Below are 15,304 nucleotides of genomic sequence, written 5' to 3' on the forward strand. Positions count from 1 at the left end.
TGCGTTTTTCGAATTCTGAAAAAAGCTATGAATTTATTTGGCAAGTGGAGTTGGTACGGTTTAGGCAACGCGATATTCGCCCCCAAAGCCGACGGATTGGAAGCTAAGCTGGACGAGGTCAAGCAAAAGCTGCCGATTCCGGTGTTTTGGTTGTTAGGCAAAGCGCAATCAGGCAAGACTTCCATCATCCGTGCCTTGACCGGCAGTGCGGATGCGGTTATCGGCAACGGTTTTCAGGCTTGCACGCGGCGGTCGCGGTTTTACGATTTTCCGTCGTCGTCGCATCCTTTGATCCGTTTTCTGGATACTCGCGGTTTAGGCGAGAGCGCTTACGATCCGGCCGAAGATTTAGCCTGGTGCGCCGAACAAGCGCATTTATTACTGGTGGTATTGCGGGCAAGCGACATGAATCAGGCCGACGTGGTCGCCGGCGTCGCCGAGATTCACGCCAAACACCCGAAATGGCCTATCGTCGTGGCGCAGACCGTGCTACACGAGGTTTATCCCGCAGCAGACGACGAACATATTCAACCTTATCCTTATGCACAGTCGCCGTTGCCGCCGCAGGTTCCGCATCGATTGGTGCAATCGTTACTGCACCAGCGCGCCTGGTTTAAAGATTTGCCGGCGCAGTTCGTGGCTTTGGATTTCACCTTGCCGGAAGATGGTTTTACTCCGGCGAATTACGGTTTGGAGGCCTTGTGGGATACGGTGGAAGCGGTGTTTCCGGACGGCGTGCTGAGCTTATTGCGCGGCAGCGAGCAGCATAGGGAATTGATGGATTTTCATGCCCAACTGGCGCAACCGCATTTAATCGGTTATGCCTTGCTCAACCTTGGAGTGGGGGCGATTCCGTTGGCCGGGTTGCCGCTGGTGTTGGGCGTGCAAGCCAAGTTGTTTCACAGTATCGCCTCGCTGTACGGCTTGCCATTGACCCGCAGCTTGTATCTCGAATTCACTACCTTAATCGGCACCGGCGTCGGTGTGGGAATGTTAGGCCGCGAGGTCTTGAAATGGCTGCCGGTATATGGTTGGGCGGTGGCCGGCCTTTATTCCGGCGCGATGACTTATGCCTTGGGCAAGGCGTTTTGTCTGTATTTGCAAGGCGTCAAACGCGGCGCTTTGCCGGATGAGGCGGCGATACGCCTGACCTATAGCGATGCGTTCAAGCAAGCCAAGCAATTGTTGAAACAGCGACGGGACACTTAAGCATGCCGTTTCGATTGACCGGTTTCAGTATTTTTTTACTGGTGTTGTTTCTGTTGCCGTGGCTGGTGTTGATCGGCTTGGGCGGGTATTGGCTATGGTTGCACGATTGCTTGTATCAAGCGATCGGCCTGTTGACGGCTAATTCGCTGCTGGGGTATGCGCTGCTCAAATGGCGGCAAAGTCGAGCCAAGCCTTTGTTGACCGAACCGTTCAGCATACCAGCCGACGCTAACTGGCCGGATCAAGGCAGGCTGGCGTTCGACGGTTTACAGCCCATCATCGACGCTTGGCAAGACGAAGCCGATTTGTTCGTGAGCGCCGATAAGTTGCTACGTCTGAGCAACCAGGTGTTAACGACAGTAGCCCGGCAGTTTCATGCCGAATCCAAATACCCTATTCTGGAGTTTCCGCTGCCTTATCTACTGCGGTTGGTGGTATTGGTGTGCGAAGATTTGCAGCGCGAGGTGCTGGACAAAATTCCCGGTAGTCACGCGGTCAGTATCGGAGATTTTTACCGCGCCAAAGATGCGCTGTCGACTTTGAAAACCGGTTTCTCGTTTTTGAACGTCGGCGGCTGGTTGTTGAATCCGGCCGGCGCGGCACTGAACAAAGCGCGCAGTGTGTTGCTCGGCCGCGGCTTTGTCAAACTCGGCGAAGAGATTTCCCGCCGTTTGGTCGGCGTGTACGTCAAAAAACTCGGCTATTACGCCATTCAGCTATATAGCGGGCAAATTACCTTGGAGACCATCGTACCCACCGAGGTATTAACCGGCTATTCCAATGCCGATTTTGCCGCCGCCCAGCAGCCGGCCGACAGTCCGGAGCCTTTGCGTATTTTGCTGTTGGGTCAGGTGAGCAGCGGTAAATCGACCTTGCTCAACGCTTTGTTCGGCGAAATCAAAGCCGCCGAAAACTGGCTGCCAACTACCGCTAACGTCACGCCTTATGTGTTGGAACGCGAAGGCTTGCAGCGGGCCATCATCCTGGATAGCGCCGGTTACGGCGGTTTGCGTCACGCCGAAGCCGTAACCGCCTTGCAACGCGAATGGGCCCAAGTGGACTTAATTTTGTTGGTGTGCCACGCCGTGCAAGCCGCCAGACAGGCGGATCGGCAGCAGCTTGACGCGATTCGGACTTACTTTCGGCAAAATCCGCAACGGGCGATGCCGGTAGTGATCGCAGTCGCCAGCCACATCGACCAATTGCGCCCGTTGCGCGAATGGCTGCCGCCCTACAACATCCGGCAACCGGACAATGCCAAAGCCGGCAACATACGTGCGGTCTGCCGGGCAATTGCCGCCGAGTTGCAGCTGCCGTTGGAATGTATCGTGCCGGTGTGTATGAATCCGGTTTACCAGTATTACAACATCGACGACGGTTTGTTGCCCTTGATTTACGAACAGTTGGACGACATTCGGCGGGTGCGTTACTTGCGCTGTTTGGGTTCGCAACGGAGCAACCGTTCCTGGGCGCAATGGCGTAAGCAGCTGGCGGCTTTGGGAAAATTGTTTTAACCAATAATGATAATTCCCCAGGTTCCTCCGGGGGGGCGCCATAGTTCGATAGCAATTAGTGCTTGAAAGAAAACGCATTTTCCTAAAAATTCTGTCGGCTTACCCAACCTAGCGTCAGCTGTTTTTCGGCGCGGGCCGGCATTTTTCTGATTGCGCGTCAAGCGGTCATTCCGGACGAATGTTGTCCGCCATCTGCCGTTTTTAAGCGGTTTTTTTACGATCCTCATTGTCGCTGCGCTGCGTGCCGTTCTATGGGTTGAGCTTGAGATGAAAACTGTCTGACCAACCCGCGCTTTATCGCCGGGATAAAACAGGATTGACAAACGCCAATCAATAAATGAGAATCTTTATCAATTGTGTTTTATTCGTCTTCGGCCAGCGCGGATTTACCGGTTTGCATCAGTAAAAGCCCCACGTAAATCACAGGCTTGACGTAGGCTTGCGTCCGACCGCATAAGCTTTTCCAACTGTCCGGGGCAAACTGCTTTGTCGTCCGTGCCATTTTCAAACTGCCATGAATAGTGCAAAAGCAAACTGTCGATTTCCGATTCGCGTGACAAAGTCTTAATACGCGGATCGCGGCTAACCGGGGGGGGTGAGGCGAATTCACTTTGTTAGTAATAATAATGATTATCATTTAAATGTCAACAGTGGATTTTTCCCTTTAACCGCGATCACCGCAATAGGGCTTGCTTTCAACGGAGTCGGTCAGCGGCAACAGGAAAGTGCGAAACCGATTCGGCAGCGCGCTCGACGACGGAACTCCGCGTGCCAGTCTTTTCGGTTTCGGAGCCGCTTGCTTGGCGCATGGGGAAACAGCCGGCGTCGGTGCGGCGGAAAAGGCGGCGGCGATGTGCGGTGCGCCGCAACCGTGCCGGTGTTCGCATGGCGGGTGGGTGAAAGGGAAAGGCCGGTGGCGTTGTTACGAGTGGCTGTTGCAAAGCGCGCCCGGCATCGGTGTAGCGCCGCGGTTCGAACCGCGCTGAATGCTCTAGGAGCGTCAGGACGCGATCTGTAAATCCCGCAGAATCTTGTCGGCCGCCAATTGGCCGGACAATGTGACCATCGGCATGCCGCCCCCCGGATTGACGCTGCCACCGACGAAGTACAGGTTCGCCAGTTCCGCGCTACGTTGCGGGGCTTTGAAACCCAGGTTGAGGTTGCGGTCGGCCACCACGCCGTAGATGGAGCCCTGGTTGGAATAATAGCGGGCTTCTATATCCTTGGGTATCCAGTATTCCTCGCAAACGATATGCCGGCGCAGATCGGTAAGCCCCATGCGTTCCAACTTGGTTAACACGCGTTCGCGCATGGCTAAATAATCCGCGTCGCTGAGAGCTTGCTGCGGATTTAAGTGCGGGATGTGCGGCAGGACTTTGATCACCTCGCAGCCGGCCGGCGCTTGGGCTGGGTCGGTTTTGCACGGCGCCACCAAATAAATGGTCGGATCGTCGGATAAGCGGCCGCTTTTAAACACCGCGTCGAAATGCTCGCGCGGATGGTCGGAATAAAAGAAATTGTGGTGCGCCAGCTGCGGGTATAAACGGTCGACTCCCAGATGCAGCACCAGCCCGGAGCAGCTGGGTTGAAAGCGGCGCATTTTTTTCAGCGCGGACGGCGAGCTATGCAACAAGCGCTGCATGGCCGGGATGACTTCCATGTTGGAGACTACGATGTCGGCCGGGAAGAATTCGCCGCCGTGTAAACTGACGCCGCTGGCTTTGTCGCCGTTGCGGCGGATCTCGGCCACTTCCGCCGACAGCCTGATACGCACGCCCAGTTCCTCGGCACATTTCTGCATGGCCGTCGCCAGGCCGTACATGCCGCCGTTGACGTACCACAAGCCGTAGCGGTACTGAATGTCGGGCAACAGGTTCATCAAGGCCGGCGCGGCGTAGGGCGAGGAGCCGACGTATTTGATGAAGTAATTCAGGATGTCGACCAGTTTCGGCTCGGAGATAAAGCGGCGCACGCCTTGGTCCATGGTGCGGAACACGTCGAATTTCAAGCTGCGCAGCGGGCCGTAAAATTTCAGCAAGTCCCAAAATCCGTCCAGGCCGGCGGCGAAATAACCGGCTTCGGTTTGTTCGGCCAATTGGCGGGCGTAGGCCATAAAGCGCAAAAAGTCGGCGTAAACCTCAGGGCCGAGCGCATCCAGTTGTTGCTTTTGCCGCGCCGGGTCCGGACACAAATCCACCACGCTGCCGTCTTCGAAGAAATTGCGCCAATGCGGGTCTACCGCCTCTATCGCCACGTAATCGCTCATGCGCCGGCCGGCCCGCTGAAACAAGGTTTCGAACACCTGCGGCATGGTCAGAATGGATGGACCGAGATCGAAGGTGAATCCGTCGCGGCTCAAAATGTTCAGCTTGCCGCCGACCTTGTCGTTTTTCTCCAGAACCTCCACCTGAAAACCGGCAGCGGCCAAGGAAATCGCCGCCGATAAGCCTCCTAGTCCGGCACCGATGACCACGGCTGTTTGCTGAGTAGGCAGTTGCGCCATTAATATCCTCGCTTGAATGTCAGTTTTAATTTGAGATTGTGCCAACGCTGGGTGAAATCCACAGCCGAATAGGCTTTTAGTGCTTGTAAGGCCGGCCAGTTGCGTTTGCCGCGTTGTACCCAATTACCGTCGCCGTGGACGAAATCCATATAGCCCAGCAAATCGCGGTAGCCTTGCAAGCGATGCGGAAACCAATTGGGCTCCCCGGGCAAGCGACTGCGGTTGGTCAAACCGGCGACCGGATAGCTGAAGGCCAGCAAGCCTTCGGCGCCGTGGTAGCGACCGAACCCGCTGCGTTTGACGCCGCCGAACGGCAAGCCGGCGTGACCGATGTTTTTGATCACGTCGTTCACCGCCCAATTGCCGACCTGCAAGACACGGGCGACGCGTTCGGCTTTATCGATGTCGCGGCTCCAGACGCTGGCGTTCAGCCCGCAATCGCAGGCGTTGGCCAGTGCTATTGCGTCCGCTTCGTCGTCGAAAGCCATCACCGGCAACAATGGCCCGAAGGTTTCTTCGCGCATCACCCGCATCTCGGGAGTGACCTTCCATAACAGTACCGGCTTGACGAAACGGCCGGCCCGTTCGAACGGGCCGGAGGCTGCGGCGCCTTGCGCAATCGCGTCATCGTAATGCGCTTTGACCCGTTCGATTTGTCGCTCGGATACCATGGCCCCCAAGTCCGCGTCGTCGTCCGGACCGGTACGCAGCGCTTGCAGGCCGGCGCGCAATTGCGCTAAAAACGGCTCGACTATCGACCGCTGCACCAATAAACGTTCAACCGACACGCAGACTTGGCCGCTGTTGGCGAAGGCGCCGTACAACGCGCCGCTGGCCGCCCGGGTCAGATCGGCGTCGGCGAATACCAGCATCGGGTCTTTGCCGCCTAACTCCAGTATCACTGGAATCGGGTGTTCTGCGGCCCGCCGCATCACGGCTTTGCCGCCCTCCAGGCCGCCGGTGAAAAATACCAGATCCGGGCCGGCATCGACCAAAGCCGTGCCGACCTCAGGGCCGCCTGCTACCCATTGCAGCAGGCCTTCGGGCAAATCCAGCCCGGCAAACAGCTGCACGATCAGCTCGCCGGTCGGCAGTGCCAGTTCGGACGGTTTGAGGATGACGGCGTTGCCGGCGATCAGCGCGGTTAAAAGCGGTGCCAAGGCCAGCTGAAACGGATAGTTCCAAGGCGCGAATACCGCGACCAGGCCGAAGGCTTTGCGCTCGACTTGCGCGGTCGAGCCGGGAAACAGCAACGGCGAAGTCGCAACCCCGTAGCCGGCTAATACGCGCTCGGCGTGTCGCCGATAGAAGGCCAACAGCTCCAGTACCGGGTAGAGCTCGCCGGTCAGGGCTTCGCTCCGGGTTTTGCCGCTGCATAGCCTTATGCAATCGACGATGCGCTCGGCATCGCCGATCAAGCGTTGCCGTAAAGGTTGCAAGCGTCGCAAGCGTTCCGGCACGGAGACAGCGCTCCACAGCGAGGCCGCGCGCCGGCCGGCGGCGATTTGACGCTGCAACCCGGCTGGGTCGGTTTCCGGAAAATCACCCAGATGGCGACCGTCCAACGGCGAAAACGCTGAAAGCTGAACCACGGGAAACTGGCTTTAGCGCAGCCAACGGCTGGCGGCATTGTCCTCGAAGGCCGCGCCGTGCCGCCGGCTGATCAGGTTGGCGGAAATGCGCGCCGATTCGTAAATGGTCGGCAAGCCGCTGCCCGGATGGGTGCCGCCGCCGACCAAATAGCAATTGGCCAATTCCTCGAAACGGTTATGCGGGCGCCAATACAGCATTTGCTTGAAGTGGTGCGCCAGACTGAAAGTGGCGCCCTTATACACGTACTCCTCGCTTTCCCAGTCGCTGGGCGTGATGATTTTTTCGCAGGCGATTTGAGCGCGCAAGTCGTGCAGACCCAGGCGATCAGTCAGCGTGTCCAACACTTGTTCCCTCACAGCCGCCCTGTGCAGGTCCCAATCCAGACCGCTGTCGTTATTCGGCATCGGTACCAGCACGTACAACGCCGACTTGCCGGCCGGCGCCAAGCCGGGGTCGCTGGCGCAGGCGTTTTGCACGTAGAAGGAAAAATCTCGGCTCAAGCTTTTGTCGGCAAAGATATTGCCGATGTTGGTCCGGTAATCCCGTGCAAAGGCGATGGTGTGATGCGGCAGATCGTAGGTTTTGTTCAAACCCAAATACAGCATGAACGTGGAGCAGGAGTAATCCAGCTTTTTTAACCGCTCCGGCGCGTATTTTTGCAAGCGGCCGGGTTCCACCAGCCGGCTCATCGCGTGGGCGAAGTCGGCGTTGATGACGACCTCGTCGGCCGGAACGGATTCGCCGCTATCCAACTTGACCCCGGTGACCGCGCCGTTTTCCACCCGCAACGAGGCGACGCCGGTGCCGGTATGAATTTCCCCGCCGTTTTCGCGGATGACTTGCGCCATGGCTAGCGCGATCTTGTTCAAGCCGCCTTTGACGTGGTAAATGCCGTATTCGTGCTCCAAATAGGGCAGCATGGTAAACAAGGCCGGACATTGCCAGGGCGACATGCCCAAGTATTTGGATTGAAAGCAGAACGCCAGGCGCAGATGTTCGCCTTTGAAATACTGGCCGAGATTGGCGAACACGCTTTTCGGAAACGCCAACCAGGGTAAGGCTTTCAACAAATCCCAGGATAAAAACGAGCGCAGGCTGGAATAGTCGCGGGTGATGCAAGGATATAGGGCTTGGAAGCGCCGGCGTTCATTGGCCATAAACCGGTGGTAGCCTTCGCAGCCTTCGTCGAAAACCCGCTGCAGCTCGCCGCGCATAGTGTCGCGGTCGGAATAAACCGAAATCGCTTTGTCGGCAAACTGCAAGCGGTACATCGGCGACAACGGCATGAATTCCAGATAGTCGGCGCTATTGCGTCCGCACAGTTCGAACATTTCGTCCAGCACGCCTTTCATCAGCAAGAAGGTCGGGCCGGTATCGAAAGTGAATCCGTCCATCCGGATCGGCCGGTTGCGGCCGCCGACCTCGGCATGCTTATCGAATAGGGAAACTTTAAAGCCGCGTTGGCTCAGTAACATACCGGCGCACAGCCCACCCGGGCCGGCTCCGACGATGACGATGTGTTTGCGTGTGGTCATTAGCGCGCAGGGTTGGAAAACGTCGTTCAACCTGCTTGGCGGGCAGGCGGTTAAACTGACAAGCTTACCAGTCAAGCCCGGATTCGACGATTTTTTTAATGACCGATTCAGCTTGTGCTCGCTGTGCGGGTAGAAATAGAGCGGTGGGAGTGTCGAGGATTGTTACAACCCGATGAGATGCACATAGGCTGCCGACGTTAGGAGGGGCGCATCGATTGAGTTGCCACAACTAGCGCATTGGCAAGCCGGTCTTGGTGTTTTATTGTTAGGTTTAGGGGGGAGTTGTCGAGAAATTTTACAGTGTGCGGGAGGCCGCCTTGCCGGGCAAAAACAGGGGTAAAGCGGCTGGCTGCCATGTTTTGCGGCCTTGGGAATGAGATGTCGGTTAAATGACCGAGTAGAAAATAGCACTAACGTACCAAGTGATTGTAAAAACGGGTTTACATAACGTAAAGATTAATAAATGATGAAAATTTTGTAAATAATTCAATATTATGACGAATTTTTTATTGGTTTTAATTTTGCTTTAGCATAGAAGCCGCGTAGATGGTAAGTTGTTAGATCGACTTAGGCTTCATGCGGTTGTAATCAAATCCTCATTTCACCTCTCATCCTTAAGATTCAAGACATCAGGAGTGTCACTATGACTTTAACCAGCTTGAAATTACCTTTAGCTGCATCCTTGTTAATGCTTTTCGGAACCAGCCAATCCGCTTACGCGTCATCGTCGGCCTATGCCTATATCGACTGGGGCAGTTTGAACATCGAGTATTTCGATTTGTCCGACGGCGAGAATGCACCCACGCTATCTTGGTACGGTGGCTCCGGCCAAGCGAGCTCCAATGCGTATACCGCTTATTTGAATCACAGTAATAGCGACTCCATGTCGGCCAACGACTTGACCAGCGAGTTGTATACCGACGCCGATACCGCGTCGGCGCAAAGTTCTTCGGTGCGCGACGAATACGAGCTCAGCGCCTATGCCGATTCGCAAACCAGCGACGATATGCCGTTCGATTGGTGGACTATGTATAGCAACAACGCCGGCTCCAGTGCTTCGAATTACGTCAATTTCGAATTAACCGGCCATGGCATCGCTTTGATCACCCTGGATTGGGAGTTAGGCGGCGAATCGGATTCCATTTATTACTCCGGCAACGACTACGCTAACGCTTCCGTCAACATATCCGGGCAATTTAGCGACGGTAACAACAATACCGGCACGGCGAATACCTCGTTGAACGAATACACCTGGGACGGCGCTTTTTACCAAGAAGGTACGTTTGTAATGGCCATTTTCAGCGACGGCATCCATACCGTCACGGGTAGCTTGTCGGCAGCACTCTCCGCTTACGCCACTAGCCCGGCTACCGGTTCGGAAATCGCCCCGGTCCCGGTGCCTGCCGCCGCTTGGTTGTTTGCTAGCGCCTTAGGCGTATGGGGCGCCGGCCGCCGCCGCGCGCAAATCTGCTGATTTTCGCTGAGCTTGTTTTAAACCTACGGGAGTCTCGCCATGGAGGGCATTAAAAACTATAAGGGCTTGAGGGGGATTGGCTGTTTACATTAGGTACAATCCGCCCTAAAACCATGCGGCGCAACTTGGTTTGACGAAACAACCGTTTGCTTGAAAGGAGGCGGCTCAAGTAATACGGTAAGCCGTTGTTTTAGCGATTGCCGTACAACCGGGATGAACGCTTTTATTTGTATTGATGCCTGCGGATCAGCGAATTTGCTCGGCATGAAGGCTGCAACCATCATCAGTCCGATGCATGGCCTTTGATTAAATATTGTCATTTAACACGGGTTTCGCGATCTCGTATGTTATGGCTCACCCATTAACTTACGGAGACGCCGATGAACCGGGTCACCCTGTCCTGTACAGCCCTGCTGTTTGCGGTCTTTACGGCCTCGGCCGAGACCAAGTCCGATTTCGACGTATTCGCCAATCTCGACACCGGGCCCGGCAATGTCACGGCGACTGCAAGCGGGCGTATCATCATGAGTCAACATCAGTTCTACCAACCGCAATACACGGTGGTCGAGTATAAGGACCGGACCCTGCTGCCATTTCCGAATTGGGAAATGTCTGCGGCCGATTCGACGGCGCCGCTCAAGCTCGACTCGGTGCTGGGCATACGTTCCGATAGCAATGGCGTGGTCTGGATGCTGGACAACGGTATGCGTAGTGGCGTCACGCCCAAGCTGGTCGGCTGGAATACTAAAACCAACAAGTTACAACGCTTGATTTATCTGCCGGCACCGATTGCTCCCAAGGATGCGTTCGTCAACGATTTTGCCTTGGATACCATCCACAATCATGCCTTCATCAGCGATCCGGCCGGCGGCATCAATGCGGCCTTGATTGTGGTCAACTTGTCGACCGGAGCGGCCCGGCGGGTGCTGCAAGGCCACTATAGCGTGGTGCCGGAAAACGTCGATTTGCTCATCGATAATGTGCCGATTCAGGTAAAAACTCCGGCGGGCGAATTAGTCAGGCCGCACATCGGGGTGAATCCCATCACCGAGGACTTGGCTAACGAATGGGTGTATTTCGGGCCCATGCACGGCCTTAGTTTGTACCGGATTAGAGCCGCCGACTTGATCAACGCGTCGTTATCGGCCGAAGAACTTGCCGGCCGGGTTGAGCGCTACAGCGACAAGCCGATTTCGGACGGCATCAGCATCGACCGGAACAACAATATTTATTTGGGCGATTTGGCCAACAACGCGATTGGCGTCATCGATCCCACTCGCAAGTATCGGCAGTTGGCACAATGTCCGCGCCTTTCCTGGGTGGATTCGTTCAGTTTCGGTGCCGGCGGCCAATTGTATGCGGTGGTCAATCGCCTGCATCGCTCGGCCACCCTAAACGGCGGCGATAACCAAGCGAAACCGCCTTATTTTCTGTTAAAGGTTAAAGCCTTGGCAGCCGGTCTGCCAGGGCGTTAAAGTTCGAGCGGGGATGCGCCAATTGTTCGGGCGACACGGCTGATTTGCTCGCGCAGCCAGCCGTGGGCCGGGTCTTTTTCCCATAACGGATGCCAGATCATCGCCAAATCGTAGTCGGGCAATTCGACCGGTACCGGCCAAATGCTCAGCGGCACCAGTTTCCGAAAGGCTATTGCCAAGCGATACGGCAAGGACAAGATCATATCGGTTTGCGCCACAATCAAAGGGGCCGACAAAAAATGCGGCACAATGCAATGAATATGGCGCTCGGCGCCGGTTTCGGCTAGTTTATCGTCTATCACCCCCAATTTATCGCCGGTTCTGGAAATCAGCATATGCGCCGCCGCCAGATAATCCGCCAGCGACGGCGGCGCTTTGATCCGCGGATGATCCTGCCTGACCACGCAAGCCATGCGATCTTTGAACAGGATTTCGCAGTGCAAATGCGCAGGCGGATTCAGTACCGAGACGAAACCCAGCACCACATCCAGGCTGCCGTTTTCCAGTTGTGGCAAAGGAAAGGCGGATTCCGTGCGTTTGACGTGAATATCCACGCCAGGCGCTACCCGCTCTATCATTTGCGTTAGCGTCGGCAACATCAGAAATTCCATGTAATCGGTCGCTGCAATCGTAAACCGGCGTTGGCTGGCAGTCGGGTCGAAGGCTTGCGGCGTTTCGAGCAGACGCTCCATTTCCTTCAACAGACTGCGCACCGGCTCGACCAATGTCAGCGCCAGTGCGGTCGGCTGCATCCCGCCGGGCGATTTGACCAGTACCGGGTCGTTGAGATGCTGACGCAAGCGATGCAGAGTGTGGCTCATGGCCGACTGGGTAACGAACATGGATTCCGCCGCGCGGGTGACATTGCGTTCCCGCATCAATACGTCGAAAGCCAGCAACAGGTTCAGGTCGAAGGTGCGTAGATTGGCCATCGGCAAATGTCCTCAATGATTTGCCCCCGCATCCTAAACAAATTCGCGGCCGGGCGGTATGAACAGTCTTCATCGATCCGAATGAAATTTCACCATTTCACAGCGCGTCGAAACATCCCTACCTTATACCGCGAGCGCGGCTATCGACCAATCCGGTTTAACTCCCCAAGGGTGGCTTTTAGGCCGGTGGCGCGCTCAAACCATCACATCGACAGTCGTTTGCGACGGCACCATTCGGGGGTATCACTTTATGTCCGCACACATTCCTATTTCCACATTCAAACCTTACCGGGGCGAGAAAGCCCGGCTGGTCAGAGCTTACGATTATCTGATCCTGGTCCTGGCCCTATTCTTGTTCATCGGCTCGTTTCATCTACATTTTGCCCTGACCGTCGGCGACTGGGACTTCTGGGTCGATTGGAAAGATCGGCAATGGTGGCCATTGGTGACGCCGCTAATCGGCATTACTTTTCCTGCCGCCGTACAGGCGGTGTTGTGGGATAAATTCCGTCTACCGTTGGGCGCCACCCTCTGCGTCGCGGCCTTATTGCTAGGTACCTGGGTCACCCGGGTATTTGCCTACCACTACTGGAATTATTTCCCCATCAACATGGTGTTGCCGGCCACCATGGTGCCCGGTGCATTGGTATTGGATACCTTGTTGATGCTCACCAACAGCCTGACCATCACCTCTATTTTTGGCGGGGCTGCGTTTGCCTTGTTGTTCTACCCCACCAATTGGCCGATCTTCGGCATGTTCCACCAAGCGGTCGAATACCACAACAGCCAGTTGACTGTCGCCGATTTATTCGGCTTCCAATATATCCGCACCGGCATGCCGGAATACCTGCGCATCATCGAGCGCGGCACCCTGCGAACCTACGGCCAGTACGCTACACCGTTGGCGGCCTTTTGTTCGGCGCTGTTATGTTCGTTGATGTATCCGCTCTGGTGGTATATCGGTAAATGGTTCGCCGATACCCGTTATCTGAAAAGCATTTAAGGAGACCAGCCATGAAAGTACTTTTTAAACCTTGGCTGTTGGCATTGCTTTGCTTGAATGTGTTGTCGGTGTTGACAGTACCCACCGCTCAGGCCCATGGCGAAAAAGCCTTGGAGCCGTTCATTCGGATGCGCACCATCCAGTGGTACGACGTGCAGTGGTCCACGCAAAAATTCAACGTCAACGATGAAGTCAGTGTCAGCGGCAAGTTTCATGTTGCCGAAGACTGGCCGATCAGTGTGCCAAAGCCGGAAGCCAGCTTCTTGAATATCTCCACGCCGGGACCCGTGCTGATTCGTACCGAGCGCTACCTAAACGGTAAACCTTGGACCAATTCAGTGTCCCTGGAGCCTGGTGGTGACTACGAGTTCAAAGTGGTCTTGAAAGGCCGTTTGCCTGGGCGTTATCACATTCACCCGTTTTTTAATTTAAAAGACGCGGGACAGGTGATGGGCCCAGGGGTGTGGTTGGACATTGGCGGCGATCCCGGCGACTTCCGCAATACGCTTAAAACCATTAACGGCGAAGTGATCGACATGGAGAACTTCGGCTTTGCCAATGGCGTGTTTTGGCATCTGTTCTGGGGTGTGTTGGCGGCTGCCTGGTTATTGTGGTGGGTGCGTCGTCCCTTGTTCATCAGCCGTTACCGCATGCTGGATGCCGGTTTGGAACAGGAGTTGATCACCGCTCAGGACAAACTCATCGCTAAAGTCGTGTTAGTGGGTGTGCCGGTGTTGGTATTGGCGCTGAATGCCATCACCGCCAACCGTTACCCGGACGCTATCCCATTACAAGCAGGACTGGATCGGATTTTGCCTTTACCGGCTCAAGTCAATGCCGGAACGGTCAATGTGGACGCCATCAAAGCGGAATACAGCGTGGCGCAACGTGCCATGCTGTTGCAGGTGAGTGTCGACAATCGCAGCCAAGGGGCGGTCAGAATCGGCGAGTTTTCGAGCTCCAACGTGCATTTCATGAACGCCGAATTGGCCGATGTGGGCCACATGCCCGGCAAGGATGACGTCAGCAATAACGGCCTGAGCCTGGATAACAACACGCCTATAGCACCCGGCGAACAACGCACCGTCACGATTGAAGTGCGCGATGCGGCCTGGGAGTCGGAAAAGCTGGATGGACTGATCAAAGACGCGGATAGCCGTGTCGGCGGTTTGCTGTTCCTTTACGACGACGTGATGGGAAAACGCTATATCTCCAGTATTTCCGCGGCCGTCATTCCCAAATTCAATTAATTCAGGAGCAAACATCATGGCTACCACGACAGAACACGTTAGCTTACGCAGCGAAAACCCTAAATCATTGCCTTGGTATTTGATCGACTTACCCAAATATTTAAAGGGCTTTGGCATATTGACCGTGATCTATGTCGGTTTACGACTGTATCAGGGTGCTTTTGCCATAGAACACGGTTTGGATTCCACGGAACCTGCGTTCGAGCAATACTGGATGCGGCTGTTTTATATCGAACTAGCGATTATCGCTGCCGTCGCCAGCGGTTTTTGGGGGTATTTATGGACAACGCGCGACCGGAATCTGGAGCAACTGGCACCCAAGGAAGAAATTCGCCGCTATTTCACCTTGACGATGTGGATCAGCATTTACACCTTTGCGGTGTATTGGGCCGGCAGTTATTTTGCCGAACAGGACAACTCCTGGCACCAGGTGGCAATTCGCGATACGCCGTTTACTGCCAATCACATCATCGAGTTTTATTTCAACTTCCCGCTGTACGTGATCTTGGGCGGCTGCGCCTGGCTATACGCCAGAACCCGCTTGCCCTTGTATGCCAAAGGCATCTCGCTGCCCTTGACCTTGGCGGTGTTCGGGCCGTTCATGATTTTGGTCAGCGTCGGTTTCAACGAGTGGGGACATACCTTCTGGTTTAGAGAAGAATTCTTCGCCGCGCCGATTCATTGGGGGTTTGTGATCGGGGTGTGGTTTGCCTTGGGGGTCGGCGGCATCCTGCTGCAAGGGGTGACCCGGCTGATCGAACTGCTGGACAAAATCGAAGAGGCTGAATAAGTCTGTTTTCAAATAAACCCTCACGA

Annotated in this window: 12 protein-coding genes; 7 read left to right on the plus strand and 5 right to left on the minus strand. The window is 55.5% G+C overall.

Annotated elements, in window-relative coordinates:
- The first annotated feature begins 27 nt into the window (after positions 1-27).
- Entirely contained in the window at positions 28-1,209 is a 1,182-nt protein-coding gene (locus tag F1E05_RS07870) for a GTPase family protein (protein WP_150047777.1), read from the plus strand.
- Positions 1,210-1,211: 2 nt separating this feature from the next.
- Complete coding sequence (locus tag F1E05_RS07875) at positions 1,212-2,723, plus strand: GTPase family protein (RefSeq protein ID WP_150047778.1); 1,512 nt, start codon at positions 1,212-1,214, stop codon at positions 2,721-2,723.
- A gap of 361 nt (positions 2,724-3,084) precedes the next feature.
- On the opposite strand, the gene F1E05_RS20230 is transcribed toward F1E05_RS07875, so the two are convergent.
- The 4 genes from F1E05_RS20230 to F1E05_RS07890 form a co-directional block, all read right to left on the minus strand.
- On the minus strand, positions 3,085-3,225 hold the full coding sequence (locus tag F1E05_RS20230; protein ID WP_190303279.1) for a hypothetical protein: 141 nt from the start codon (positions 3,223-3,225) through the stop codon (positions 3,085-3,087).
- Positions 3,226-3,723: 498 nt separating this feature from the next.
- Complete coding sequence (locus tag F1E05_RS07880) at positions 3,724-5,226, minus strand: phytoene desaturase family protein (RefSeq protein WP_150047779.1); 1,503 nt, start codon at positions 5,224-5,226, stop codon at positions 3,724-3,726.
- Positions 5,226-6,818 carry an aldehyde dehydrogenase family protein gene (locus F1E05_RS07885; RefSeq protein WP_150047780.1) on the minus strand — a complete coding sequence of 531 codons (1,593 nt, stop codon included), beginning with the start codon at positions 6,816-6,818 and terminating at the stop codon, positions 5,226-5,228. Before F1E05_RS07885 ends, F1E05_RS07880 begins: the two co-directional genes overlap by 1 nt.
- A 12-nt stretch (positions 6,819-6,830) precedes the next feature.
- Entirely contained in the window at positions 6,831-8,354 is a 1,524-nt protein-coding gene (locus tag F1E05_RS07890) for a phytoene desaturase family protein (protein WP_150047781.1), read from the minus strand.
- 643 nt (positions 8,355-8,997) lie between these two features.
- Here F1E05_RS07890 and F1E05_RS07895 point away from each other — a divergent pair.
- Both F1E05_RS07895 and F1E05_RS07900 read left to right on the plus strand, forming a co-directional pair.
- Positions 8,998-9,828 carry a VPLPA-CTERM sorting domain-containing protein gene (locus F1E05_RS07895; RefSeq protein ID WP_150047782.1) on the plus strand — a complete coding sequence of 277 codons (831 nt, stop codon included), beginning with the start codon at positions 8,998-9,000 and terminating at the stop codon, positions 9,826-9,828.
- Positions 9,829-10,208: 380 nt separating this feature from the next.
- On the plus strand, positions 10,209-11,303 hold the full coding sequence (locus F1E05_RS07900; protein ID WP_150047783.1) for an L-dopachrome tautomerase-related protein: 1,095 nt from the start codon (positions 10,209-10,211) through the stop codon (positions 11,301-11,303).
- On the opposite strand, the gene F1E05_RS07905 is transcribed toward F1E05_RS07900, so the two are convergent.
- Positions 11,300-12,235, minus strand: a complete 936-nt coding sequence (locus F1E05_RS07905; protein WP_150047784.1) for a LysR family transcriptional regulator — start codon at positions 12,233-12,235, stop codon at positions 11,300-11,302. The two genes, F1E05_RS07900 and F1E05_RS07905, sit on opposite strands and share 4 nt — an antisense overlap.
- Before the next feature lie 250 nt (positions 12,236-12,485).
- On the opposite strand from F1E05_RS07905, the gene amoA reads away from it, so the two are divergent.
- From amoA to amoC, 3 genes are read left to right on the plus strand one after another with little or no spacing between them, the layout of a single operon-like run.
- Positions 12,486-13,238 (plus strand): bacterial ammonia monooxygenase, subunit AmoA, encoded by a 753-nt coding sequence (amoA, locus tag F1E05_RS07910; protein ID WP_150047785.1) that lies wholly within the window; start codon positions 12,486-12,488, stop codon positions 13,236-13,238.
- 11 nt (positions 13,239-13,249) lie between these two features.
- Positions 13,250-14,488 carry a bacterial ammonia monooxygenase, subunit AmoB gene (gene amoB, locus F1E05_RS07915; RefSeq protein WP_150047786.1) on the plus strand — a complete coding sequence of 413 codons (1,239 nt, stop codon included), beginning with the start codon at positions 13,250-13,252 and terminating at the stop codon, positions 14,486-14,488.
- 16 nt (positions 14,489-14,504) lie between these two features.
- Positions 14,505-15,278 carry a bacterial ammonia monooxygenase, subunit AmoC gene (gene amoC / locus F1E05_RS07920; protein ID WP_150047787.1) on the plus strand — a complete coding sequence of 258 codons (774 nt, stop codon included), beginning with the start codon at positions 14,505-14,507 and terminating at the stop codon, positions 15,276-15,278.
- Positions 15,279-15,304 lie beyond the last annotated feature (26 nt).

Source organism: Methylomonas rhizoryzae (genome assembly GCF_008632455.1).
Taxonomy (GTDB): domain Bacteria; phylum Pseudomonadota; class Gammaproteobacteria; order Methylococcales; family Methylomonadaceae; genus Methylomonas; species Methylomonas rhizoryzae.

Excerpts from the sequence above, each read along its gene's own strand:
- F1E05_RS20230 (WP_190303279.1), bottom strand. The coding sequence starts at position 3,225 with ATGGCACGGACGACAAAGCAGTTTGCCCCGGACAGTTGGAAAAGCTTA.
- amoC (WP_150047787.1), top strand. The coding sequence starts at position 14,505 with ATGGCTACCACGACAGAACACGTTAGCTTACGCAGCGAAAACCCTAAA.
- F1E05_RS07905 (WP_150047784.1), bottom strand. The coding sequence starts at position 12,235 with ATGGCCAATCTACGCACCTTCGACCTGAACCTGTTGCTGGCTTTCGAC.
- amoA (WP_150047785.1), top strand. The coding sequence starts at position 12,486 with ATGTCCGCACACATTCCTATTTCCACATTCAAACCTTACCGGGGCGAG.
- F1E05_RS07900 (WP_150047783.1), top strand. The coding sequence starts at position 10,209 with ATGAACCGGGTCACCCTGTCCTGTACAGCCCTGCTGTTTGCGGTCTTT.
- F1E05_RS07890 (WP_150047781.1), bottom strand. The coding sequence starts at position 8,354 with ATGACCACACGCAAACACATCGTCATCGTCGGAGCCGGCCCGGGTGGG.
- F1E05_RS07875 (WP_150047778.1), top strand. The coding sequence starts at position 1,212 with ATGCCGTTTCGATTGACCGGTTTCAGTATTTTTTTACTGGTGTTGTTT.
- F1E05_RS07870 (WP_150047777.1), top strand. The coding sequence starts at position 28 with ATGAATTTATTTGGCAAGTGGAGTTGGTACGGTTTAGGCAACGCGATA.
- F1E05_RS07880 (WP_150047779.1), bottom strand. The coding sequence starts at position 5,226 with ATGGCGCAACTGCCTACTCAGCAAACAGCCGTGGTCATCGGTGCCGGA.
- amoB (WP_150047786.1), top strand. The coding sequence starts at position 13,250 with ATGAAAGTACTTTTTAAACCTTGGCTGTTGGCATTGCTTTGCTTGAAT.
- F1E05_RS07895 (WP_150047782.1), top strand. The coding sequence starts at position 8,998 with ATGACTTTAACCAGCTTGAAATTACCTTTAGCTGCATCCTTGTTAATG.